Genomic DNA, 22008 nt, shown 5'->3' with positions numbered 1-22008 from the left:
GCTCAGGGATTCCGGCCGAGGTTGGCGAGCGCGGTCCGCGCGACCAGCGCGCCGGGGCCGTTCTCGCCCGCGAACGTCTCCAGCGCGTAGCGCACGGTGACATTGCCCTCGATGCGATCGAACGGAGGCGGCGTCGTCTTGCAGGTGAGCCCGTCGCACGGCGTGAAGTCGCTCGACGAGACCACCATCGTCGGGACCGCGGTGACGTCGAACGCTCGGAACAGGCGCGGGTCGATCCCGATCGAGGCGAACTGCTGGTCCTTCTCGACCACCTTGGAGAGCGCGGCGATGAACGCCTTCCCCGAATTGCCGGGGAAGCCCCGGAACACCACGACGCCGCCAGCGGCCGAGGTATCGGCGATGATCCGCTTCAGCGCCTGTTCGGGCATCGAGGTGGACACGAACACCATGAACTGCGGCGCGGTGCCTTGGGCCTCCTTGAGGTTGGCCGAGGCGGCCTGGATCATCTCGTCGAAGTCGACCGCGCCCGCCGGCCCCCTGGGCAGGTTCGCCTTGTCGATCGTGCGCATCTGTTCCAGCGCGACCGCCTGCACGGTCTGCGCATCCTTGCGGAACGCGTCGCCGCGGCGCTCGACCTCATTCACGAGCGCGGTCGCGTCCTGTTCGGACTTGGCCGATCGCGCGCGGATCGCGTCGAGATCGAGCCCCTCGACGGTCTGGGCGAGAACGGCGCAGCCGGTGCCGATCGAGGCGATGGCGAGCGCGGAAAGGAGGAACTTCTTCATGTCAGATCCTCACAGCATGCAGCAGTTGCGCTTGCGCCAGAGCAGGTAGCCGAAGTCCTCGCCCTTGACGGGGAAGGCCCGGCCCGCGTCGGGCGGGAGCGTCGTCGCGCCGATCGGCGAGCAGGCATATTTGCCGCTCACCGTGGGCGTCGGATTGGTCATCTGGATGCGGTATTGCGACTTCTTCAGGATCGGCATGACGTACTTGTTGCAGAGCGCCTTCGATCCCGCGGTGCCCCACGCCAGCCCCTGCCGGTGCATCTTGAACAGGAGCCGCTCGGCCGCGAGACGCGACGACTGGACCGGCGAATTGTGCGCCGCGATGTTGCCGTTCATCGGGAACATCGAGCCGTTGCAGCCCGAGCACCAGAACATCGGGTCGATCGGCAGCTTCGCGCTCGCCGCGACGCAGTCGGCCGCGCAGGCGGCGACCGCGATCGGATTGTTGAACAGTGCGACCTCGGGGTTGATGAGCGTGGTCAGCACGTCGTCGTTCCACAAGGGATCGATCTCGGTCATGTAGGCGACGTCGAACGACGCCTGTTCGAAACACAGGAAGTCGGTCAGGATCTCCATCCAGTAGAGCAAGGGATAGACGTAATAATGCGCCTGCCAGTTGGCGCTGGCCTGGGTCGCGCCGCCCTTGATGAGCGGGCCGGTATACTGCCCCTGCCCGATATCGAGCCCCGGATTGAGGCGAAGTCCGCCGAGATTCGGGAAGCACCACGGCTTGGTGGTCACATCGACGAGCCGCGCCGGTTCCCAGAAGCCGATCGAGATGCCGATGCGCGGGATCGGCGAACCGCACGCACAGACCGGCAGGCTTGGGTTCTTGGTATCGGGTCGGCTCCCCGGCCAGATGTGCGCGCCGCCCACCGACAGCGGGAACAGGCACGACCAGCAGACGTCGGTGATCGGGTTGACGAACTTGCCGGTGCAGTTGGCCGGGAGCGCGCTCGCCGGCGCCGGCAGCAGCGCGAACGCGGCGATCATGCCGAGCAGGGTGAGCAGGCGGCGGATCATGCGCCGGGCTCCTCGGAGAAAGCGATGACCAGGGGCACCATCCGGGCGCGGTCGCGTCCATCGAAGCTTATCGACTGATCGGCCAGCGCGCGCACCAGCGCACGGCGTTTGCCAACCGATATCGTCCGCCCGCTTTCGGCAAGGACGACATCGATTTCGTTTCCGATCGACGCGGCGGTCACCGGATCGGCACGGCCCCCGAGAAGCCTTCGTACGAGGGACTCGATCTCGCAATGCACGCGGGACAGGAACAGCAGCGCAGGGACGCTCGAGAGCAACGCCACGGTCGCGATCGATACGACCATCGACAAGGCGACGACGGGAAAGAACATCCAGGCCGGGAACAGCGCGAATATGGCGAGAACATATGTCCACCCGAAGCCGACTGCCGCGACACACAGAAGCGCGTAGCGCGCGATCAGGCTGATGCGCTCAGTCGTCATGCCCTGCCCTCCCCGTCCGGCTGCGCCGCGAGGCTTGCGTCAAGGAAAGCGTTATCGGCCCGGTTCTTGGCGATCACATACACCGGCACCAGCACGACCAGCGCCAGCACCAGTCCGGCAAGCGCGCCCCCTGCCCCGGCGCCGAGCACCGCGCGCAGCGGCTGCAACGCGCAGATGGCGATCGCCAGCCCGATCGCCGACCACAGGATCGCGAGCCGCATCGCCTTGAGGGCCGGCGTCTCGGGCGCGGCCATCGGCGTCCTGAGAATATCGAGCCACATCATGCGCCCGCTCCCGACATCTCGATCTCGCTGATCTTGAGCACCTGGCCCGCCGGTTCGACCACGGCGGGGACGCGCGCGATCCCGAAATGGCTGGTGAGCTTGCCCTGCTGGTCGAAGAAGAAGCGGCGCTTCTTCTCGCCCATGCGGTTGAACGGCGAGCCGGCGACGAAGATGATCTTGGCATTCTGCGCGGTCCACCGCTTCAGCGCCCAGTCGACCTGCGCATCGTCGCGGCCGTCGATAAACACGAGGTCGGTCTTCATCGCGACGAACGACAGCGGATTGACCCGCTGCCCGGCGCGCGCGACGAGCCGGCCCTTCTGGTCCTGGATGTCCTGATCGAGCACGATCGTCGGGTCGAACGTCCAGCTGCGGCTCTCGCGCACCGCGCCGATGCCGGCGACGGGGATCGGGTTGCGGACACGTTCCTCGGTTTTTTCACGCAGCGCCGTCTGCATGCGCTCGATGCCGCCATTGGCCTGCAGCGTCTTCAGCCGGGTATCGATCGTCGCCAGCAGATCCGGCTCGGCGATCGCCCAGGTCTGGCCCATCACGCCGTGATCCTTTGCGAGCGCGCCCTGCACGATCGGCCAGGACGACGAGGCGACCAGCGCCACGCCCAGGGTTCCGCCGAAAAGGCCCGCGCGCCGGATCACAGGATCGGCGTCCCGGTGCCGATGATCTGCTTCGCGCAGGCAAAGCCGATCTCGCCGTAGCGGCTGTCGAACCCGTCGGGGTGTGCGGTGCCGACATAATAGCAGCCCTCGGGAACGCGCCCGACCGGTCCCGGCGTCAGCACCTCGCCGAAGCGCGAGCGCGGCTTCATGTGCGCGACGCGGACGCCGTCGACATAGACCCATTTCCCGCGATGCTCGACCAGCGCCCCGGCCTCGCCGATCACGCGCTTGCCGAACGGTCCCGAATCCGGTCCGAAGTGGCGGCGCACCAGCTCGCCCTCGGGCGGCGCGAAGAACACATAGTCGCCCTTGGCGGGCACGCGGCCGCGCTGGATGAAGAACGCCCAGTTGGGGAGGCTCTCGCTCGCGTTTATCATGAAGGCGTGCGTCTCGCGCCACGCGGCGATCGAGTTGTAGCCGCCCCACACGATCCCGAGCAGCGCGACCGCGCTCCACTGGCGGACCCGCTTGACGATCAGCGCCTTGCGGGCCGCGCGGTCCCCGGCGACGTCAACCGCCGTGGGAGCCGCATGACCGACCCGCGCCAGCGCCTCAGTTGCCGCTGCCATCGACCCCTCCCGGCGCGGACTGGGTGACCGTCGCCTCGACCGGCGAGACCGGCGCAGGCCCGAACGGCGAAGCGGTCGGGACCGCCGCCCCTGGCGCGGCCGGCGCGACGTTCCCGGAGGCTTGGGGAAGCATCGCACCGACCGCGGGACCGGCCGGGGTGTTCGGCGCGGCCGCGGGGAGCGGCACGCGCGCGAAGACCGCGCGGCGGATCTGGTCGGTGATATCGGGGACGTTCTTCGAGAGGACCGCCTCGCCGACGAGGACGGTGGTGCCGCTCGCGCCGACCTTCTTCATCTCGTCGTCGAGCGCGGACATGAAGGCCTGGGTCTGCGCGGCCACCTGTTGGGGCTGGCCGTTACTGTGGCTCTGCGCCTGGACATATTCCGAGACGATGCCTTCGAGCCGGACGCTCGCCATCGGCACGGTCGCGGGCGGGGCAAGGAGATGCTTGGTCACCCACGCCCCCCAGAGCAGTACCGCGACCGCCAGCGCGACCGCGACATAGGCGATGACGGGCAGGCCCTGCGGCTTGCGGCGATCCACCTTGTCCGCGACCGGACGGCGCGGTGCCGCACCGGCAGCGTCATCACGGGGTGCCGGGGCCGGAGCGGACGGTTGCACCGCCGCGGACGCGACCTCGGGACGATCGAGAACATCAACCATGACGGGGGCCTTTCGTGGAAGTGATGATCGCGCCGAGCAGGCGCACGCGGGTCACGGCGACGATGCCGAACGCGACCAGCCACACGACGAACAGCTGGTCGCCGAACGCCGCGCGGCGTGCCTGGTCGGCCGCGACGAAGCGCGTGCCGAGGTTGGCGACCTGCGAGAAGAAGCCGAGCGCGGTGAAGTCGCCTAGCATCAGGAAGAACAGGATCGCGACGCCGAAGGTCGCGAGCAGCGTCATCGCCATCCAGCCCGACACCCGCAACAGGATGTAGCAGGCGTCGCCGATCGCGCGCGTGCCCGTGCGTTTCCAGTCGGTCGCGGTCGGCGTACGCCAGTCGCGCTCGTGCGTGAAGGCGTTCATTCCGCCGCCTCCACCCAGGGCTCGCCCGGAGGATTGTCGCGATATTCCTCGGGGAAGGCGACGCGTTCGATCGCCTCGTCCATCGAACAGCCGAGGTCGATCAGATGCTCGATATCGGCGAAGGTCTGCGGGCTGGAGGAATAGAGCGTCGCCGAATATTTATCGAGGACGAGCCGCCCGACCGCCATCGATTCCGGCCCCTTGATGAGGATGTCGGAATATTCCGCGCCGTTGCGCTTCAGCGAACGCAGCAGGCTTTCGGTGTAGGGGTCCATGTCGAAGCGGCCGTGCTTCTGGAAGTCCGAGATCGTGTCGGGCTTCTGCATCAGGATGACCGACCAGTCGGAGTTCTCCAGCGCCGCGAGGCTCCCTTCCGACTTGTAATAGTCGTTGAGGCTCTGCGTCGCGGTGATGAGCGAGGCGCCATATTTGCGGCAGGTTCGGCTGTAGGTCTCGACGAAATCGGCCATCGACCCACCGCGCAGCATCTGCCACGCCTCGTCGATCAGCAGCGCCTTGGGGATCTGGCGGTCCATGCGGCGCATGGTCTGCGACGACATGAACATGATCGCGGTCAGCACGACCGAGCGCAGTTCCTCGCGGCTCGACAGGTCCGAGAGTTCGAACACCGTTAGCGCGTTCGACATGTCCACCGACGCCTCACCGGTGAAGAAGCTGCCGTAGGTGCCCTTTCCCGAGAACGGGAACATCGCGATCGCGAGATCCGTCCCCTGCACAGAGCCGTCGGAGCCGAGCGCCTCGATCACGTCGTCGACGCACCCTCCCCTGCCCTTGGCCTCCCACACCTGGTTGACCGCACGATCGATCAGACCGCGCTCGGTGTCGTTGAGCTTGTCGATGTGACGGCCCATCTGCCCGATGATCGACTTGAGCATCGCCAGCGCGTCGACGAGATAATCCTCGTCCTGCGCCACCAGCGTCTCGTCGATCATCGAGAACGGATTGAGGCTGAACCCGTCGCGCAGGCGAAACTCGACGAAGTTGCCGCCCAGGCTCTTGGCCATATGCTCGAACGAGCGGCCGTCATCGATCACGATGATCTTGGCGCCCACGCCGGCGAACGCCGCGCACAGCTCCTGCAGCGCGACCGACTTGCCCGAGCCGGACTTGCCGAACACCGCGACATTGTGGTTGCCGGCCTTGTTCTCGAACGGCGACCAGAAGAAGGGCTGGCCGCGCCGCCCGATGAACATCAGGTGCGGCAGATGCCCGCCGAGATACTCGCCCTGGATCGGCAGCATATTCGCCGCGGTCGAGGTCAGCATCGTGCGCAGCCGCTTCATGCGCTTCAGGTCGCTGTCGAGCCCGTTGCCGAGCGTCATCGGCAGACACGACATGAACGCCATGATCTGGAGGAACCGCTCGTCGAGCAGGTCCCACCCGGCCGCCTTGTACATCGACTTGACGGTGCGCTCGTTAGCGTCCCCCTGCCCCTTCGGGCTGATGATGCCTACCGCATAATAGGCCTGCACCAGCTTCTTGCCGAGACGCAGCTCCTGGGTGACATGCTCCCATTCGCGGCTCTGGTCCTTCAGCTGCGGGAGCAGCCGCGCCGACTTCGAGTCCGCCAGGCTCGACGTACGCATGAACTTGTAACCGGCCTTAGACGAGGCGGCCTGTTCGTCCTGGTAGCACAGGCATAGCGACGTGAGAGTCGGGCACCCCGGGCGCAGCTTGTCGGAGAACATGTCGCCGATCAGCTTCTGCACGTCCCACGGCGCCCAGCGGTTCGGCAGGTTCCTGACCGAGAAGAAGCGATAGTCGAACGTGTCGGGCCGGATCTCCTGATACTGCGTCTCGCCCGACAGGTTCGTCACCGCGCGCAGCGGCTCGACCGATACCAGCAGGCGGTCGGCCTGGACGACGGTCTGGACGTCGCGCCGCACGCATTGGTCGGCGATCGGATCGAGGTCGGAATATTCCGAAACGTGGTCGGAGACGTCGAACGCCGGCGCGGTGATGTCGTCGATCAGCGCGATCAGATCGACCGGCCTCAGCCGGGTTGCCGGCATGTCGATCGACTGCAGCGTCGAGACGATGCTGTCGCGAACGCCGGTCAGCTCCTCGGGTGTCGCCTTCCCGCTGCGGATCGAGACCGACAGGAAGATGCGATGGTTGCGGACGTGAAACGGCCCGTCCTTCGACATCGACACCCAAGCGCCGTGGCGCAGGAACGCCGACCGGCGCTCGGCGATCTTGCGATGGATGCCGCCCGCCTTGTAGCGCGGCAGCGCATATTGCGCGATCAGCGCGCCCACGCGCGGGCTCTGGAATGCGAGCAGCTGAACCCGCGCGCTGGGCGGGACGCTCTCTGACAGCATCTGCGCGATGATCTCGCCGGTGCGTTCGTCCGCGCCCATCAATGGCGCGAGTTCCAGCGCGAACGCGATGCTGTCGGTCTGGTAGAACAGGTCGTGCCGCGCGTCATAGCTGCGATACGGCAGCCACTGCGACAGCATCGGCGCACCGTGCGAGGGCGTGCCCTGGTCGGGTGCGCGCGTATCGCCGAGCAGGCGCGCGATGAAGCCGGTCTTCGCCATGACGATCAGTCCTCCACACGCGGCGAGTAGGTCGCGGGACGGTTGCCCGGCGTGCTCGACGCGAGTTCGGGCGACGCCGGCTTTTGCGTCGCGGCGATCGGCACACCCTTGCCAGCAGCCGCCTCGCGCGCCTTGGCCCGCGCGGCCGCGACCGCCGCCGCGCTCGGTGCGCCGACCGCGCTCGCCGCACCTGCGGCCGCTGCCGGGGCGGCGACCTGGGCGACCTCGGCGGGCACCGGGGGAAGCGCGGCGATCGGCGCGCCGAGCTGCGAGAGGATCTCGGGGCTGACGTTGAGCGTCTGCGTCGCGGCGAGCGCGGAGCCGTGGCCATCGGTCGCCGCGAGCCACTGGCCGTTGTCGACCACCGCCTGCACCACCGCGGTCTCGTGGAACCGCCCCGCCGCGTCGACATGCGAGGGGAACACGATCCGCAAGACCTTCTGCGGCCCGACCCCCGCCGCCTGCGCCGGCACCGGCGTCGAGGCATAGGCGATCCGCTGCGTACCACCGCTGTTGCGCGCGGGTGCCTGGTACGGTCCTGCGGGATGATAGCCACTGTCGCCAGTGATCTCGGCCAGCGCCTTGTCATCGATGACGGTCGCCGGCGAGCAGCTGCCACCCTCGGGCGCGCCGCACGCGAACTTGCCCGAGATGTTGGTGCCCAGCGTCGTACAGCTGGCGAGCAGTCCCAGGCTCGCGGTCATCGCCAGCGCGGCGATACGCTTGGCGCGGGCGTGCGGGCGATAGTCGGAAACCGGGCAGGCCGGCAGGCGGATCACGGATCGGGTCACGACTTGGCTCCCTTCAACCATTCGACGAGCTGGGCCTTGGGCTTGAAGCCCTCGATCACCGCCCCGTCGGAGCGGACGATGACGGGCGTCCCGTTGATGCCGTGCGCCTTGGCGAACGCCTCGTTCTCATCGAGACCGCTGGTGTCGCACTTCGCGCCTGCCGGGACCGGGTTCTGCGCATAGGCCGCGCGGACCGCCGCATGACGATCGCGGGCGCACAGCACCTGGTCGGCGATCTCGCGGCTTCCCAGCACCGAGATCGGGCGCTCGATGACGCGCACGTTCATCGTCTCGAGCGCCTGACTGAGCGCGCGGCAGTAGCCGCAGTGGAAATCGGAGAAGACGGTGACCGTCTGCGTGCCCGAACCCCACGCGATCGCACCCTTGCTCGACAGCCGCGTCACATCGAGCGTGCGGGCGACGGCGGGCTGGGTCGTGACTCGCGCACCCGCCCGCGCCGCGCCGGCCTCGGGCGCATCGGGCGTGGCATTGGCCTTCGCCGCGCCGCCCACCAGCATATCGGGATTGAGCGCGAGCAGCTTGGCGGCGGTCAGATCCTGCCGCGTCTCCATGTCATAGACGCGGCCGATGACGAGATAGCGCGCCGACTTGTCGACGTAGAACAAGTTCGCACCCGCCACGACCTCGCACAGCCCGTCGACCTTGGAGCAGTCGATCGCATCGACCTTGGTCTTGGGAAGCCGCTTCTGCAGCGCGACCTGGACCTGCGCGCCGATCGGCGCTTCGGCCGAGCCGGTCAGCAGCATCGCCGCCCCCGCCATCGCGCCGATCATGATAGTATTTGCCATGTGACCGCCTCCTTCCGGGCTCAGTTCTGGATGAAGACGCCTTCGAGGAAGACGATCTCGACATCGATGCCGGTCGGCATCTCGATGATGGGCTGGTACTGTTCGGCGCGCTCGATCAGGTATTTGGAAACTGTTCGACCGCTCTCGTCGGCGCCGCCGCCCAAAGCGCGCAAACCGACGTTGCCGATGCTCGGGGTGCGATTGATCCCTCCTTTGCCGTCTGTCTCGAAGGTTGCGAGTGGCTGGTTGAAGGCAGTGTTCAGCGCATTGCCTGCACCACCTACAAGCCCGGCAAAGAAAGCTTGCATCGCCAAGGAGCCCTCGCGACTGACGACACGGCCGCGCACGCCGGTCTTGCCGGCGAAGCTGATGAAGCCCTTCACGTCCGACACCGCGAACCGGCCATTGGCCTGCGGACAGGTCATCCGCTGCAGCTTCACATAGACCTTCTCGGAAGAGAGATCGCCGCGCGCCGCGCCGTTGATGACGCAGCCTTCGATCCGCGTCGTGAGCAGCTTGCCGTTCTGGTAGACCGAGCGCGCCGGGCCGGTGATGCGCAGGATCACCGGCAGCGGATCGGTCTGCGACTGCACCCCCGCCGAGGCGTCGACGCCGACGATGACCTTCGCCTTCGCGATCGAGTTGGGCGGCAGGTAATTGGGGCTGTCGGTGTAGCTGGTCGTGCCACCCGAGATCCGAGTCGCGGTGCCCGAGGGGCCGCCCTCGAACGACACCAGCTTGATCGAGCGCGACTGCGACACCGCAGCCGCTGCCGCCTCGCCCGCCGTCATCGGCGCGCCGGGAGTGCGGTAATTGGGCTGGCCGGGGCCATACATCTGCGTCGGAGCCGGCGCGGCCGGCGCGGCGTTACGCTGCGCGATCTGCTGGCGAAGCTGGTCGTTCTCCTGCTGATAGGCGCTCATGACCCGCTGGCCATCGCTCGCCATCGACTGCTTCTCGCCCTGGAGCGCGGCGATCTGCGCCTGCAACTGCTCCATCTGCGCGCGCTGGCCGTCGACGCCCTTCAGCTGATTGTTGATCGACTGCATCTGCGCTTCGGATGCGGCCTGCCATTCACGCTGCGACATGTTCCGGTTGACCATGTCGTCGGTGGTGATCTTCACCTCCTTCCCGTCGGTGCCGACCGGCTTCAGCTTGGCATCGTCGCCCATGACGTACCAGGAGCCCAGCACCAGCGCGACGGCGCCACCACAGCCGAGGTAGAGCAGCTGCTTCTTGCGGACGGCATCGTTGCCGGCCATCAGCTCGCTGTCCCCGCCCTCCTCCGGCTCGGTATCGAGCTGCTTGGCACGGTTACGCTGGAAGATGTCCTTGAGGCTCATGGCCGCACTCCGTTGGCGAGGCCCGAAGGCGTGACGATATAGGCGGTGGTGGCTTCACCGGGCTTGAGGTTGGGGTTGGCGACCGAGACCGCGATCGCGTTCGACGGTGCGATCGTTCCCTCGCCCAGCGCGACCGGAACCTTGCCCCGGTTCTCGATCCTGAGCGTGCGGCCTGCGAGGCTGGCGCCGCGATACTCGGCGACCATCTGGACCTTGAGCGAGCCAATCATCACCGGGTCGGTGACCGCGGGCCTGACCTCGAACCCTTCGAGCGGCGCGGACTGGAACATCGCCTGGACCAGCGTGGCGGACGCCTCCTGCGGCGATGCCGCGACGGCCGCGACCTGCGTTTCCGCGGCGCCACCGATATCCTTGTTCTCGACGAACACCTGCTGCGCGTCGTCGCCGGCGAGCCGGCACGAGAATTTGTACACATAACCCTTCGACGTCGTGCCGAAGAACGACACGTTCGGCCGCGAATAGGCTTCCGGGACCGACACATAGATGTCGCCCCGGGTCGGTTCATTGACCACGGTGAAATCGTCGGTATCGACCCCGGTGGTCAGCTTCGAGACGCTGGCGAAGCGATCGTCCTTGAGGCTGACGCGGGTCAGCCCCGACTTCGACATCGTGCAGGCGACCTCGCTGTTGTCCTTTGCCAGCACATGCTCGTCGGCGAAGGCCGGCGCGGCGAGGACCACGCCGCCCGCCACGATCATCCCCGCCCCGATCAGGCGCGATAGCGAACACAGGCGCGATGCGAAGGCGGTCCCGCCCCCGATCAGCCCGACTGCGACCCAGGCGGTCATGCGTCGTCTCCGATGGTTGCCGCGGCGTCCTTGTCGGCCTTGGTGACCATCCCGAAGCCCTTGAGCTGGAGGGTCAGGCCGCGATACGCCCAATAGAAGCGGAAGGTCTTCGGCTCGGCGGTGACCGACTTCGAGCCGACGACGGTGTGCAGCGTGCCGGTCACTTCCGAGGTCAGTTTCTCGGGATCGACCTTCATGCCGGCGAGCGTGAAATACTGGCTGATGCTCGATCCGCGCTGCTCGTTGAGGATCTTCATCAGGTCGCGCTTGAGCGAACCATGTGCTTCCGGCGTGGCGATCGCCAGGATCGAGTCCATCCAGTATTCGAGATTTTCGGGCGAGCGGTTGAGCGTCATCAGCGCGGTGTCGCGCGTGACCATCTCCAGATACTGCTCGCTGACCCCGCTCGACGAGAGCGTCAACGGGGAGCGGACGATCGGCTGCAGGACGATCTCCCGGTCACGGGTCGCGCCGACCAGGAACAGCAGCACCACGAGGCCCGCGAGGACCAGCGCGACGATGCCGAGCATGTTGCGCTGCTTGAGGACGCGCTGCGACTGCGCGAGACCGACAGAATAATCCATTTAGCCCACCATCACGCGAAGGTGGGAGGGCGGCGTCGCCTTCAGCCCGGTAAAACTCGACGGCAGGTGCCAGTAGGCCATGTGGAGAATCCACGACGTGGCCTTGCCGGCTTTGAGTTTCCGAAATCCCCACCATCCGAGCAACGAGACCATCAATCCGATCACGACGTGCTGCGACAGGATCCCCCAGATGAAGGGGATCGCCATCGCGAGGAACTCGTCCAGCGTCCAGAAGCCGATCAGCTCCGGGTCGTCGAGATGCGAAGGGATGGTGTACCGGTCCATAAGCTAAGCCGCCCTCCCAGCGGTTGATCCAGCCGACGCCTCAGATCGTCGCGGTGACGGTCGAGGTGACGATCGGGATACCCGTGCCCGCGCCGACACCGACGGCGACGGGAACGGCCACCTGGCCGAGGCTGAAGCGGCCCGACGCCAGCGCGACGATGCCGCCGGCCAGGCTCATGACGGTGATGATCTTGCCGCCCGAGCCCTCGAGGAAGTCCGTGAACTTCGTCAGCGCGGTATTGAACGTCGTATCGGCGCCGGCGAACGCCGCCGACGCGCCCAGGACCATCACCATCGCGATGATCGCCAGGCCGAGAAGGACGCCATTGATCTGGCCACCCTTCGGCATTGAAAGTGCAGACATGCTCTTTCCCCTTGAAAGACGAAGCGGATTGCTGCGTCACCCTTAAAAGGGAGGAAGAAACTGACTCCCGCAAGATGGAAAAAAATTACACTATTTGTCTCGCGCCAAGTACATCTTGGTCGCCCGGAACAACGCCCCGCCTACTGCGGATTCTAAGGCGGTATGACTTGGATCAGTGTAAAAGAATTACACTATTTGTTGATGCGCCTTGCCGGAGGAGATCCGGTTACGCATCGTACCGCATCTGGTCGGCTTTATGCGGCCGATGGCGACACCCGCCGCTTTGTCGTACGGTCCGATATGCCCCAGGCGCTTTATACCTTCAAAGTGGATCACTCGCTGTTCCGCCTCGCCGTGGATGCGATGCGCATTCATTCATTGGCCACATGCGGATTTGAGACTGTTTCCGCTACCTCTATGAAGGGGTTGGAGAATTTCGTCGTTTGCCGTGATCCTGCCCCCTTTGTTCACGAGGCGCGAGATGCCGACATCCCCGGTCCGATTCGGGTCACGTTACGCATTCAGATGCACCAGAATGACCTGTTTCAGCGCGCGCGTGCCCATGCTGGCGACGCATCCGGATCGCTTGCGCCAATTCGGCTCACCTTCATTATCGGGCTACTCGCCGCATTTCATGGAACATTTACGGAGAGGTCATGAATCGCGCTGCGTGGCGGTGGTTGACAACGTGAACGGATAGATGCGTATTAGACCCCTAACGGGGGTCGCAGTATGTACCACCAGTCTACAAAGGCTTCAGTCTGCGAAGATCGGCAACAACGTCTTCACGCGTTGTTCATGGCTGAGTGGCGTCTGAAGAAAGTGACAAATGCCGAAATGGCTCGCCGCCTCGGCAAGAGCCTTAGCCTCGTCAACAAAATCCGAGCCGGCCAAACGCCCTTCACAGGGCGACTGATCGACCAGTTTGTTGATATCCTGCAGATCGACCCTGTCCGCGCCTATATCGCCGTCGACATCCTTCACGAGCCGATGGTGTACTACAGCCCGAGGTTCGCGACCGCAGTTACCGAAAGCCTCGAGTATTTCTCGGCAATCCTTTCCGATCCCGACATCCCCGAGATAGTGACTGGCTCCGAACGCGGCATCGGTCGAACTGGGCTGACCGGCTGAAGTCGGTCGTCGACACTACCAGTCTCGAAATGTACCGCCCCGTCTTACCGTCACATCACCTTGCGCTAAGGGTCCGAGTGGCAGAATGACGCTTGCTTATGCCCAGCGACCCATCCGAGATCAAAAAAAGCACGCGGTCCATGCGCCTGAAAAAGGAGCGGGAAGACAATGCGGGGTACCGGCGGTCGACCGTGGCGCTGTCGCCCGTAGCATTAGCGATCGCAGAGCGACTTCAGGATCGTCTGGGCCTCGGCTCCAGGGAAGCTGTCATCAACGCGGTTTTCGAGCGCATCGACTCCGATCGATATCTCAAATACGAATTTCTAGGGCCAGAGGGCTTCCGTTCGCCACCATCGCTGGCCGAACCCGAGGCTTCAAACCACGAGACAGCGGACCACGGACATGCGGCAAAGGCCACCAGCTGACGAGTCGGGTCATGCCATTGTCGATTTTCTCGACGAGCATCGACTGCCGCACAGCCCCGAGAATTACGGCTTCGCTCACACCTATTTCGAAGGTGCTGACGAGGCCCATTTCATGGCCGTCGCCAATCTGATCGACGGCGGTTATCGCCTCCGACAGGAAGACGTGCGAGCGATTTCGGCACCAGCGGATCTCCATGGCACCGCGACGACGATCGGCGAGCTCTCAACAGAGGTCATGCACATCATCGGTGCAACTGCCCAGGAGGCAAATGCCTTCGTGAAGACCCTGACGCTGACCGCGGCCGAGCTGGTCTCCGCCGACGGAAGCATCCATAGCGCGGTCGCGCGCATGGTAAGCGTGGCCTGAGGGCCGCCTTGCCCGTTTGGCCGTAGCCGGGATGCTTATCGTCTTTGACGAGGGCGCGGGCGGTGCGGGAAGTTTTCGGTTCTGAGACTGGTCGTACGAGCGCTCGTACGACTGGTCGTGTGGAGGTGGTCGGCCGGCTATCGGGCCGACGGAGCTGGTCGGACGCGGAGAAGCTGGAGATCCTGGCCGAGGCGTTCCGGCCGGGCGTGCGGGTCCGTGATGTCATCGCCCGGCGCGAGGTGTCGAGCAGCCTGATCTATACGTGGCGCAAGCAGGCGCGGCTGGGCAAGCTGGGCGGGGTCGCGCCTGCGCTGCCGGCATTCGCCGAGGTGCGCGTGGCCGATGTCGCCGCACCTGCGCCGCAGCCGGCGACATCCACGTCTGGCCTCATCTGCATCGAATTTCCGGGTGGCGTCCGAGTGAGCGTGGACGGGTCGGTGGACGCCGGCGCGCTGGCGCGAGTGTTGTCGGTGCTGCGTTGAGCCCCACGCCGTTGCCGACGCGGGTGTTCCTGGCGTGTGGCGTCACCGACATGCGCAAAGGGTTCGATGGCCTGGCGGTACTGGTGCAGCAGGTGCTGGCCCAGAACCCGCACTCGGGCGCGTTGTTCGCGTTCCGGGGCAAGCGGGGTCATCTGGTCAAGCTGCTGTGGTTCGATGGGCAAGGCCTGTGCCTGTTCTCCAAGCGGCTCGACCGGGGTCGGTTCGTCTGGCCGGTGACCGCGACGGGCACGGTGACGCTGACGCCGGCACAATTGTCGATGCTGCTGGAGGGCATCGACTGGCGTCGCCCAGAGCGGACGTTCACGCCGACGCTGGCGGGGTGAAAACGGCGGTTTTGCGACGCTTTTTCTCGCCCGTCGATGCGTGATCTGTTATGAAATGCGGGTGCTGGAAGCGCCTGTTTCCCCTGCTGATGCCACCGCGCGGATCGCCGCACTGGAGGCATCGCTCGCCCGGGCGAATGCCGCGCTCGCCGCCCGCGATCTGCTCATCGACACGTTGCGCGGGCAGATCGCTCGACTGCGGCGGATGCAGTTCGGTGCCTCCTCCGAGAAGTTGGGCCGCGAGATCGAACAGCTCGAGCTGGCGCTGGAAGAGCTGGAAACGGAGCGGGATGTTTCGGAAGTCGAGACTGCGGTGCCTGGAGTAGCGCCGCGCCTGGCACCGGTCCGCAGTCTGCCGGAGCATCTGCCGCGCGAGGAGGTCGTCCACGAGCCGGCGTCCGGTATCTGCACCTGCCCGGACTGCGGTGGTGCGCTGCGCCGGCTGGGCGTGGACGCGCACGAGATGCTCGACATCGTGCCGGTGCGCTGGCGGGTCGTGCGCAACGTCCGCCCCAAATACAGCTGCGGGTCTTGCGAGAAGATCGTCCAGGCACCCGCGCCGGTCAGCGCTGTGGCGCGGGGCAAGGCGACCTTCGCGACGCTGGCGCACGTCGTCGTCTCCAAGTTCGACCACCATCTGCCGTTGTACCGCCAGGCCGAGATGATGGCCGCGCAGGGGCTCGAGATCGACCGCTCGACGCTCGCGGGCTGGGCCGGGCAAGCTGCAGCACTGCTCGACCCGGTGGTCAGCCGTATCCGTGACGAGGTGCTCAAGGCCGACAAGATCCACGCCGACGACACGCCGGTGCCGGTGCTCGAACCCGGCCGTGGCAAGACCGCGACCGGGCGGCTGTGGGTGTACGCCGCCGACGACCAGGCGTCCGGCAGCACGACACCGCCCGCAACATGGTATCGCTTCACGCCCGACCGCACCGCGGCGCACCCGCAGGCGCATCTCGCCGGCTTTCGCGGCTTTCTCCAGGCCGATGCCTATGCGGGCTATGACGCCCTGTACCGCGGTGGCGTCACAGAGGTGGCATGCTGGGCACACTTCCGGCGCAAGGTGTTCGACCTGCACGAGCGCCTCTCCACGCCGCTGACCACCGATATCCTAGAGCGCATCGGCGCGCTCTATGCCGTCGAGGCGGAGGTGCGTGGTCAGCCGCCGGATGTACGCCGTCGAGCGCGACAGGAACGAAGCCAGTCGCTGGTCGACGCCTTGCGCGAGGTGCTCGACGCTGCCCTTCGCCGCCTGTCGCCCAAGTCCGACATGGCCAAAGCCATCGCCTATGGCACCAAACGCTGGCCGGCGCTGTGCCGCTTCCTGGGTGACGGGCGTCTGGAGATCGACAACAACATCGCGGAGCGGGCCCTGCGCGGCGTCGCCGTGGGAAGGCGCAACTGGCTGTTCGCGGGTTCGCGCGCAGGCGGCGAGCGAGCCGCCGCCATCTACACCGTCATCCAGACCTGCAAGGCCAACGGCGTCGACCCGCAGGCCTATATCGCCGATGTCATCGCCAGGGTCGCCGGCGACTGGCCCGCCACCCGCTGGGACGAGCTGATGCCGTGGAACTGGGTGCCCCAGACAGATCAGCCAACAGCCCAAGCCGCATAAACTGCGGTCCTCACGCCACGCTTACCATGATCCCGAGCAACACGGGGTATCTCACACCGGCACGCCCGCCTGCCGGAGCTGCTCGGTCAGCTCGCGGCCGCGATCCGGGTCGAGCGAGCCCGCCAGGAACGCGCGCACTTCCGACGGCTTGGCGTTGAACTGCTGCGCGATCGCGGTCGCGTCGTAGCCGTTGCGGGTCAGCGTGGGCTCGAGGTCGTCAATCGCGCGGCTGAGCACCTGCTCGACGATGTCGGCAGTGACCGGCTTGGCGTCGAGCCGGAACCCCTGCTCGAACGCGAGCGTGAGATGCATCTCGATCTGGAGCGGTGGTGATCGGTCATGTCTCGGGAACCGACGAAGCCGAGCAGCTCGACGACGGTGCGTCGTCCTCTGTGTCGGTGGTCGTCGACCAGGTGCTGAGGGGCAAGGCCAAGGTGGGCGACACGCTCAAGCTTCGGCGGACGAGCGGTAAGCTGCCCGATGGGCGGCGGCTCTCGGCAAGCGACGAGGATCCGTTGGCGAACGGTGCGCCGGTTGCCCTGCTCGCGTCGCGCTCGCGCTACGAAAAGGAGCTTGCTCCTCAGGGTGGAAGCGCGCGGTGCCCCAGCTGTGTCGTCGAGGTCGTGCCCGTCTTTCTGGTGAACGGACAGTCGCTGGTTCCGACCGGCGGATATCCGACCGCCACCACCCTCGACGCCCTCACCGCTGCCACGAAGTAAGGAGTAGGAAAAATGATCAGGAAATCTGCGCTGCTCGCCTGCGTGCTTGCCCTCGCCAACGCCGCACCGGCGTTCGCCGGGCCGATCCCGCAACCCTATTACTTCCCGAACGGGTCGCGGGGTGTGAAGATCAACTATGCGCTTCCGGCCGCCTGCGACGCCAACACCAAGGCCGCGGTCGACACGATCAACGCCGCAGGGCGCTCGTTCCAGCTCACCGGAACGACGCAGAACTACACGTCGACTTACTACTCGGCGACCGAGGACCCGGATTTCATCAACATCCAGGACGGCTCCAGCATGTCGGCGATCATGCGGACCATCATTTACGGCTATTCCGGGCCAGCGCCTGCGCAGGCGATCGACGCGACCGTGTACGTCAATACCGACCGCATCTACTACGACACGGGCGACACGGCGCAATCGACCGATTTGATCTGCGGTTCGTCGATCACGCCGAGCAACATCGGCCAGCATATCGACTGGCAGTCCGCGATGACGCATGAGATGGGTCACGTGAAAGGAATGGACCACCGCACCGATGGTTCGACAGGGCCATGCTTGATGACGACCTATCTCAACCCTGGGCAGATCAAGCGGAGCCTATGCTCTGACGAGCGGGCGCTGCTGGTCGGGTTCTATGGCTGACCGAGGCAAAGCCTCTACCGGGGCGGGATGGCTTTTGGCCTTCATCGCCCTGGCAGGGTGCGACCGCGGCTCCGAGAAGGAGCCGCGGCCCACCGAGCTCTCCGGCCCCGTCGGAACCGAGTATTCGATCCACCCCCGCAATGTGGCCGGCGACCGCCTGCTGATCGCCGGCTGCTGCACGTTCGACGTGGGACAGGCGCGAACCACTAAGCTGGAGGGCGACGTGGACGGCCGCATGGTCGAGGGGGACGGTTATCGGGTGGAGATTTCGTTCGGGAACGGCCTGGCTCGCCGGCCCCTTTCCGCGGCCGCGCCCTCGACGCTCAACATCGATGGGGTGACTCTCCGGAAGTTCAGGCCAGCAAGCCCCGGACAGAAAGAGCCCGATCTCCTCTACGCCGCTATCGTCCCTCTCGATGCGGAGGCGCAACGTCGTCGTGTTCGGAGCCCGGGCCTTGAAGTCAGGGCTTGGTGCGCCACCACCGCGAACTGCCAGGCCGCAGCTCGGTTGGTTGAGGGGATCAGATTCTGACCATTCCCGTCAGTAGCGCTAAGCGTGAGCGCGGCGCGCTGATTGCGAGCAGCCGCGGGAGATCGGTAAGCGTGGGCAGCAGACCGCCTTGCTATTGAGTGCGGCTCTTTTGGTAGGCGAGTTTGCCGGCGTGGCGGCGGATGGCGATGGCGGCGACGGCGCGGCGGGTGAAGCGTTCGTCGATGTCGTCGGCGTTGTAGGGGCCGCCATACCATTCACGTAAGCGGTCGTGTTCTTCGTGGCCGGGGTCGGCCATGGCATCGAGGAACATCTCGAACCCGGGCAAGCCGCCGACATCTTCGGGCGGGCAGCGCCGTTCCCCGTCGACGAAGCACGGATATTTGACGTCGGGTTCGCCGGGGCCGACCGTCTCGACGGTGATGGTGTGCCGCCAGTCGTCGCCCATGTCGTAGGTATAGACGAACTCCCGCACGCCCCGGTTGATGAGCGTCGCGAGCTTCACGTTCTTTGCAGCGGTCATGCCGCTCTCCGGCCACATTGGGTCGGGGATGCCGTAGCGCCGATCGGCGGCCTCGAAATGCCACAGATGATAGTCCTCCCAACCCATCGCAGCCTGGACGATGTCGTGGAGCATCTTGAGGCTGGCGGTGGCCGGCACGTCGACCCGGCGCCAGATGGCGGGTTCGATGTCGTTGAGGATGATATGCAGGCGGGCGATGGTCTCGACGCTCATGCCGCCAGTCTGGCAGGTTCGGGGGACCAGTTCCACGGCATGAGTTCGTCCCAGCGGCTGGCTGGCCAGTCACCGGCCACCTTGGCGATGACATCGGCGATATACGCCGGTGGGTCGACGCCGTTCGCCTTGCACGTCTGGATGATGGTGTAGATGGCCGCGGCCCGCTCGCCGCCTGCGCGCGAACCGGCGAACAGCCAGTTGCGGCGTCCGACCGCGACACCGCGCAGCGCACGCTCCGCGATATTGTTGTCGATCTCCAGGCGACCATCACCCAGGAAGCGCGACAGCGCTAGCCAGCGTTTCGTGCCATAGGCGATGGCCCTTGCCATGTCGGACCTCGACGACAGGCGGCGCAAGCTGGCGTCGAGCACCTCGCGCAAGGCGTCGACCAGCGGTCGACTTTTCTCCTGTCGGGCTCGCCATCGCACGTCGGGTGGTTGGCCACGGACCTCGGCCTCGACAGCGTAAAGCGTGCCGATCCGCTCGAGGATATCGGTGGTCAGCGGTGTAGGCGACCGTTCGTGCAGGTCGAAGACCTTGCGCCGGAAATGTGCCCAGCATGCCACCTCGGTGACGCCACCCCGATACAGTCCGTCATAACCGGCATAGGCATCCGCCTGCAGGAAGTTGCGGAAGCCGGCGAGATGAGACAGCGGGTGCGCGGCGGTGCGGTCTGGCGTGAAGCGATACCAGGTCGCGCGCGGCGCCGTGCTGCCGGATGCCTGGTCGTCGGCCGCGTACACCCATAACCGGCCAGTCGCGGTCTTGCCCCGGCCGGGGTCGAGCACCGGCACCGGCGTGTCGTCGGCATGGATCTTGTCGGCCTTGAGCACCTCGTCGCGGATGCGGCTGACGATGGGGTCGAGAAGTGCTGCGGCCTGTCCGGTCCAGCTCGCCAATGTCGAGCGGTCGATGTCGATACCTTGCGCTGCCATCATTTCGGCCTGGCGGTAGAGCGGCAGATGGTGGTCGAACTTGGAGACGACGACGTGCGCCAGCGTCGCGAAGGTCGCCTTGCCTCTGGCCACAGCGCTCACCGGTGCGGGTGCCTGGACAATCTTCTCGCATACCCGGCAACTGTATTTGGGGCGGACGTTGCGCACGACGCGCCAGCGCACCGGCACAATGTCGAGCATCTCGTGTGTGTCCAAGCCGAGCGCGCGCAACGCACCGCCACAGTCCGGGCAGGTGCAGGCACCCGACGCCGGCTCGTGGACGACCTCCTCGCGCGGCAGATGTCCGGGCAGACTGCGGACGGGCACCGGCCGAACCGCCACGCCAGGGTCAACCATCTCAGGCCCAGGCGCATCGCGCTCGGTCTCGAGTTCCTCCAGCGCCAGTTCGAGTTGCTCAATCTCGCGCCCCAGCTTTTCGGACGACGCGCCGAACTGCATTCGCCGCAGCCGCGCGATCTGTCCGCGCAGCGTATCGATGAGCAGGTCGCGGGCGGCAAGCGCGGCATTGGCCCGGGCGAGCGAAGCCTCCAGCGCGGCGATCCGCGCGGTCGCATCAGCAGGGGAAACAGGCGCTTCCGACACTCCGTTTCCATAGCAGATTGCAGGTCGGCGAGCGAGAGAAAGTGGCGCAAAACCGCCGTTCCTACCCTGCCAGCGTCGGCGTGAACGTCCGCTCGGGGCGCCGCCAGTCGATGCCTTCCAGCAGCATCGACAATTGCGCTGGCGTCAGCGTCACCGTGCCGGTCGCTGTCACTGGCCAGACGAAACGGCCACGGTCGAGCCTCTTGGAAAACAGGCAAAGCCCCTGGCCGTCGAACCACAGCAGCTTGACCAGATGCCCCCGCTTGCCACGGAACGCGAACAAGCCACCCGAATGCGGGTTCTGCGCCAGCACCTGCTGCACCAGCACCGCCAAGCCATCGAACCCCTTGCGCATGTCGGTCACGCCGCACGCCAGGAACACCCGCGTCGGCAACGGCACTGGCACCGGGCTCATCGCAGCACCGACAAAACCCGTGCAAGCACATCTGCATCCACGCCTGCGTCGACACTCACCCGCACGCCGCCCGGCAACTCGATCTGGATGAGCCCCGATGGATATGGCGCCGGCTGTGGCGCTGGCGGCGTCAGTTCCGCCACCTGTACCTCGGCAAATACCGGCAGCGACGGCATCGCCCCGGCCAACTTGCCTTCGCGCAGCTGCTTGCGCCACGTGTAGATCAGGCTGCTCGATACCTCGCGATGCGCGATGACATCGCAGACCCGACCCCCCGGTCGGAACGCCTCCGCCAGGATCTCCAGCTTCTCCGTGTCCGACCATCGGCGCCGGCCTGACACCCGGCCAACCACCTCCATCCGACCAGTCATACGAGTGCTCGTATGACTGGTCGTAGAACCCAAAACTTCCCGCACCGCCGCGCCCTCGTCAAAGGCGACAAGCATCCCTGCTACCGGCGCTACCGCAAGACGGCCTGCTGACCACGCTTACGGAGATCGCGAGCACATTATCGAAAAGCGTGAGCAGGCGCGCGCGCTTACTGTCAGCTAATCCGAGCAGAAAGGTGATCCGTTTGCGAGCAGGAGCCCATCCGATTGCGAGCAGCTACAGCTAGCGTGGCCGAATATTCCTCTGCCGTTCTCAGCCAAGCGCCATTGATGAACCGATAGAGTTTCGTGCCTGTGGTCGGCATCAACCAGAGACGGTCGAGCGCGACGCCGGCAGGAAGGCGCGAGGCGATCTGCTTTTCGAACTGCGGCCAGTCCCCGCCCGAG

At 66.1% G+C, this 22008-nt stretch carries 31 protein-coding genes and 1 pseudogene; 10 read left to right on the top strand and 22 right to left on the bottom strand.

Going from position 1 to position 22008, the window contains the following annotated elements; translation table 11 throughout:
* Positions 1 to 2 precede the first annotated feature (2 nt).
* From trbC to BV95_RS02705, 16 genes are read right to left on the bottom strand one after another with little or no spacing between them, the layout of a single operon-like run.
* Complete coding sequence (gene trbC, locus BV95_RS02780) at positions 3 to 746, bottom strand: type-F conjugative transfer system pilin assembly protein TrbC (protein ID WP_024310617.1); 744 nt, start codon at positions 744 to 746, stop codon at positions 3 to 5.
* Positions 747 to 755: 9 nt separating this feature from the next.
* Positions 756 to 1769, bottom strand: a complete 1014-nt coding sequence (gene traU, locus BV95_RS02775) for a conjugal transfer pilus assembly protein TraU (RefSeq protein WP_024310618.1) — start codon at positions 1767 to 1769, stop codon at positions 756 to 758.
* Positions 1766 to 2212 (bottom strand): hypothetical protein, encoded by a 447-nt coding sequence (locus BV95_RS02770; RefSeq protein WP_007406338.1) that lies wholly within the window; start codon positions 2210 to 2212, stop codon positions 1766 to 1768. The genes traU and BV95_RS02770 overlap by 4 nt, the downstream gene beginning before the upstream one ends.
* Entirely contained in the window at positions 2209 to 2496 is a 288-nt protein-coding gene (locus tag BV95_RS02765) for a hypothetical protein (RefSeq protein WP_007406328.1), read from the bottom strand. Before BV95_RS02765 ends, BV95_RS02770 begins: the two co-directional genes overlap by 4 nt.
* Positions 2493 to 3152, bottom strand: a complete 660-nt coding sequence (gene traW, locus BV95_RS02760; protein WP_024310619.1) for a type-F conjugative transfer system protein TraW — start codon at positions 3150 to 3152, stop codon at positions 2493 to 2495. The genes BV95_RS02765 and traW overlap by 4 nt, the downstream gene beginning before the upstream one ends.
* Positions 3149 to 3742, bottom strand: coding sequence for a S26 family signal peptidase (locus BV95_RS02755; RefSeq protein WP_024310620.1), 594 nt, complete (start codon positions 3740 to 3742; stop codon positions 3149 to 3151). The genes traW and BV95_RS02755 overlap by 4 nt, the downstream gene beginning before the upstream one ends.
* Entirely contained in the window at positions 3726 to 4406 is a 681-nt protein-coding gene (locus BV95_RS02750) for a TrbI F-type domain-containing protein (RefSeq protein WP_024310621.1), read from the bottom strand. The genes BV95_RS02755 and BV95_RS02750 overlap by 17 nt, the downstream gene beginning before the upstream one ends.
* Entirely contained in the window at positions 4399 to 4773 is a 375-nt protein-coding gene (locus tag BV95_RS02745; protein ID WP_024310622.1) for a hypothetical protein, read from the bottom strand. Before BV95_RS02745 ends, BV95_RS02750 begins: the two co-directional genes overlap by 8 nt.
* A complete protein-coding gene (traC, locus tag BV95_RS02740; protein ID WP_037447129.1) occupies positions 4770 to 7334 on the bottom strand; it encodes a type IV secretion system protein TraC in 2565 nt (854 codons plus the stop codon). Before traC ends, BV95_RS02745 begins: the two co-directional genes overlap by 4 nt.
* 5 nt (positions 7335 to 7339) lie before the next feature.
* Positions 7340 to 8125 (bottom strand): conjugal transfer protein, encoded by a 786-nt coding sequence (locus BV95_RS02735; protein WP_037447127.1) that lies wholly within the window; start codon positions 8123 to 8125, stop codon positions 7340 to 7342.
* Complete coding sequence (locus BV95_RS02730; protein WP_037447124.1) at positions 8122 to 8934, bottom strand: DsbC family protein; 813 nt, start codon at positions 8932 to 8934, stop codon at positions 8122 to 8124. Before BV95_RS02730 ends, BV95_RS02735 begins: the two co-directional genes overlap by 4 nt.
* Positions 8935 to 8954: 20 nt before the next feature.
* Positions 8955 to 10277, bottom strand: coding sequence for a TraB/VirB10 family protein (locus BV95_RS02725; RefSeq protein ID WP_007406327.1), 1323 nt, complete (start codon positions 10275 to 10277; stop codon positions 8955 to 8957).
* On the bottom strand, positions 10274 to 11086 hold the full coding sequence (locus BV95_RS02720; RefSeq protein WP_007406304.1) for a type-F conjugative transfer system secretin TraK: 813 nt from the start codon (positions 11084 to 11086) through the stop codon (positions 10274 to 10276). Before BV95_RS02720 ends, BV95_RS02725 begins: the two co-directional genes overlap by 4 nt.
* Entirely contained in the window at positions 11083 to 11670 is a 588-nt protein-coding gene (locus BV95_RS02715; protein WP_007406332.1) for a type IV conjugative transfer system protein TraE, read from the bottom strand. The genes BV95_RS02720 and BV95_RS02715 overlap by 4 nt, the downstream gene beginning before the upstream one ends.
* The gene (traL, locus tag BV95_RS02710; protein WP_007406330.1) at positions 11671 to 11955 is read right to left on the bottom strand and encodes a type IV conjugative transfer system protein TraL; all 285 of its coding nucleotides are present in this window, start codon (positions 11953 to 11955) and stop codon (positions 11671 to 11673) included. It lies immediately after the preceding gene.
* Between the two features lie 40 nt (positions 11956 to 11995).
* Complete coding sequence (locus tag BV95_RS02705) at positions 11996 to 12250, bottom strand: hypothetical protein (protein WP_371262956.1); 255 nt, start codon at positions 12248 to 12250, stop codon at positions 11996 to 11998.
* 231 nt (positions 12251 to 12481) lie between these two features.
* On the opposite strand from BV95_RS02705, the gene BV95_RS02700 reads away from it, so the two are divergent.
* From BV95_RS02700 to tnpC (BV95_RS02670), 7 genes are all read left to right on the top strand, one after another.
* The gene (locus BV95_RS02700) at positions 12482 to 12979 is read left to right on the top strand and encodes a hypothetical protein (protein ID WP_037447119.1); all 498 of its coding nucleotides are present in this window, start codon (positions 12482 to 12484) and stop codon (positions 12977 to 12979) included.
* A 138-nt stretch (positions 12980 to 13117) separates the two neighbouring features.
* Positions 13118 to 13450: a helix-turn-helix domain-containing protein gene (locus tag BV95_RS02695; RefSeq protein WP_066782291.1), complete on the top strand. Its 333-nt coding sequence runs from the start codon at positions 13118 to 13120 to the stop codon at positions 13448 to 13450.
* Positions 13451 to 13548: 98 nt separating this feature from the next.
* Positions 13549 to 13875 (top strand): hypothetical protein, encoded by a 327-nt coding sequence (locus tag BV95_RS24225; protein ID WP_051749592.1) that lies wholly within the window; start codon positions 13549 to 13551, stop codon positions 13873 to 13875.
* The gene (locus BV95_RS02685; RefSeq protein ID WP_037447113.1) at positions 13853 to 14242 is read left to right on the top strand and encodes a hypothetical protein; all 390 of its coding nucleotides are present in this window, start codon (positions 13853 to 13855) and stop codon (positions 14240 to 14242) included. The genes BV95_RS24225 and BV95_RS02685 overlap by 23 nt, the downstream gene beginning before the upstream one ends.
* 119 nt (positions 14243 to 14361) lie before the next feature.
* Positions 14362 to 14724, top strand: a complete 363-nt coding sequence (tnpA, locus tag BV95_RS02680; RefSeq protein WP_037447109.1) for an IS66-like element accessory protein TnpA — start codon at positions 14362 to 14364, stop codon at positions 14722 to 14724.
* Entirely contained in the window at positions 14721 to 15068 is a 348-nt protein-coding gene (gene tnpB, locus BV95_RS02675; protein ID WP_025292355.1) for an IS66 family insertion sequence element accessory protein TnpB, read from the top strand. Before tnpA (BV95_RS02680) ends, tnpB (BV95_RS02675) begins: the two co-directional genes overlap by 4 nt.
* A gap of 55 nt (positions 15069 to 15123) precedes the next feature.
* Positions 15124 to 16683, top strand: a complete 1560-nt coding sequence (gene tnpC, locus BV95_RS02670; protein ID WP_037447103.1) for an IS66 family transposase — start codon at positions 15124 to 15126, stop codon at positions 16681 to 16683.
* Positions 16684 to 16734: 51 nt separating this feature from the next.
* Here the strand turns inward: tnpC (BV95_RS02670) and BV95_RS02665 are convergent, their stop codons facing one another.
* Positions 16735 to 16995 carry a hypothetical protein gene (locus tag BV95_RS02665; protein WP_037447101.1) on the bottom strand — a complete coding sequence of 87 codons (261 nt, stop codon included), beginning with the start codon at positions 16993 to 16995 and terminating at the stop codon, positions 16735 to 16737.
* A gap of 17 nt (positions 16996 to 17012) precedes the next feature.
* On the opposite strand from BV95_RS02665, the gene BV95_RS02660 reads away from it, so the two are divergent.
* Genes BV95_RS02660 through BV95_RS02650 form a run of 3 tightly spaced genes read left to right on the top strand, consistent with a single transcriptional unit; the run spans position 17013 to position 18582 of the window.
* Positions 17013 to 17402 (top strand): hypothetical protein, encoded by a 390-nt coding sequence (locus BV95_RS02660; RefSeq protein WP_156028539.1) that lies wholly within the window; start codon positions 17013 to 17015, stop codon positions 17400 to 17402.
* A 12-nt stretch (positions 17403 to 17414) separates the two neighbouring features.
* Positions 17415 to 18050, top strand: a complete 636-nt coding sequence (locus BV95_RS02655) for a zinc metalloprotease (RefSeq protein WP_037447097.1) — start codon at positions 17415 to 17417, stop codon at positions 18048 to 18050.
* 34 nt (positions 18051 to 18084) lie between these two features.
* Positions 18085 to 18582, top strand: coding sequence for a hypothetical protein (locus tag BV95_RS02650; RefSeq protein ID WP_037447094.1), 498 nt, complete (start codon positions 18085 to 18087; stop codon positions 18580 to 18582).
* Between the two features lie 91 nt (positions 18583 to 18673).
* Here BV95_RS02650 and BV95_RS02645 read toward each other — a convergent pair whose 3' ends face one another.
* The 5 genes and pseudogenes from BV95_RS02645 to BV95_RS22925 form a co-directional block, all read right to left on the bottom strand.
* A complete protein-coding gene (locus tag BV95_RS02645) occupies positions 18674 to 19276 on the bottom strand; it encodes a plasmid pRiA4b ORF-3 family protein (RefSeq protein WP_037447092.1) in 603 nt (200 codons plus the stop codon).
* The gene (gene tnpC, locus BV95_RS02640) at positions 19273 to 20817 is read right to left on the bottom strand and encodes an IS66 family transposase (RefSeq protein ID WP_037447087.1); all 1545 of its coding nucleotides are present in this window, start codon (positions 20815 to 20817) and stop codon (positions 19273 to 19275) included. The genes BV95_RS02645 and tnpC (BV95_RS02640) overlap by 4 nt, the downstream gene beginning before the upstream one ends.
* Before the next feature lie 61 nt (positions 20818 to 20878).
* A complete protein-coding gene (tnpB, locus tag BV95_RS02635) occupies positions 20879 to 21232 on the bottom strand; it encodes an IS66 family insertion sequence element accessory protein TnpB (protein WP_037447084.1) in 354 nt (117 codons plus the stop codon).
* Complete coding sequence (gene tnpA / locus BV95_RS02630; protein ID WP_234703086.1) at positions 21229 to 21591, bottom strand: IS66-like element accessory protein TnpA; 363 nt, start codon at positions 21589 to 21591, stop codon at positions 21229 to 21231. Before tnpA (BV95_RS02630) ends, tnpB (BV95_RS02635) begins: the two co-directional genes overlap by 4 nt.
* Before the next feature lie 287 nt (positions 21592 to 21878).
* Positions 21879 to 22008, bottom strand: a pseudogene (locus BV95_RS22925) (phosphomannomutase); the annotation flags it as partial.

It is taken from the genome of Sphingobium chlorophenolicum (assembly GCF_000722875.1).
GTDB classification, from domain to species: domain Bacteria; phylum Pseudomonadota; class Alphaproteobacteria; order Sphingomonadales; family Sphingomonadaceae; genus Sphingobium; species Sphingobium chlorophenolicum.
This window is presented reverse-complemented; position numbering and strand designations above follow the sequence as displayed.